General features: G+C 59.9%; 2 protein-coding genes. One reads left to right on the top strand and one right to left on the bottom strand.

Features of this window, described 5'->3' with window-relative positions; translation table 11 throughout:
* On the bottom strand, positions 1 to 199 hold a 199-nt coding region (locus H3V53_RS43270), incomplete at its 3' end, for a winged helix-turn-helix domain-containing protein (protein WP_336603051.1).
* Between the two features lie 181 nt (positions 200 to 380).
* On the opposite strand from H3V53_RS43270, the gene H3V53_RS43265 reads away from it, so the two are divergent.
* Positions 381 to 649 (top strand): HD domain-containing protein (locus H3V53_RS43265; RefSeq protein WP_336603050.1); only part of this gene is annotated, 269 nt, incomplete at its 3' end.

Here is a 649-nt window from a genome sequence, read left to right as displayed (position 1 = left end):
GCTCGTCGATCAGACGTTCATAGGCGGCCCGCACGGTGCCCCGGGACACGCCGAGCTGAGCGGCTAAATCCGACCAGGAGGGCAGCCGCGCGCCGGCGGCAAGCTGGCCCGACTCGATCGCATCTCGAATCGAGCTGTAAATTTGCGCGGACAGCGTGATGCGTGCGGCGCGATCGAGGCTAACCGAGAGCGTGGCCATGGACGCGATAGTACATTGTGATTGCTCGATCTTGGGCCTGTCCCATGATCCATGGGAAGCGTAATTTTCTCGGTGTAAGGCCGCTAATCAGTTTCGGCGCAGAATCAGGCGCGCAAGTGGGGCGGTTCGGAAGTCAAGCGTGCCGCGGGAAACGGACGCTCTCTACAGCTCGAGGAACCCGATGAAGCAGGACAAAACAGCGCCGGCGAATGAACTACTCGACGTCGTCATTCCCGACAGTCAACTGGCGCGGGAGGTAGCCCAACTCATTCGCGACACCGAAAACGACCTGCTGTTCAACCACTCCACTCGGGTCTATCTATGGGGCGCGCTTCTCGGAAAAAGAAAGCATGTCGCCTTCGACCCAGAGTTGCTCTACGTCGCGGCCATGTTCCACGACATCGGTTTGACGTCGGCCTACCGCGACAGCGAACTGCGTTTTGAAGTCGA

This window comes from Paraburkholderia bengalensis, assembly GCF_037126505.1.
Taxonomy (GTDB): domain Bacteria; phylum Pseudomonadota; class Gammaproteobacteria; order Burkholderiales; family Burkholderiaceae; genus Paraburkholderia; species Paraburkholderia bengalensis.
The sequence above is the reverse complement of the archived record's forward strand: the minus strand, read 5'-3'. Positions and strand labels throughout refer to the sequence as shown.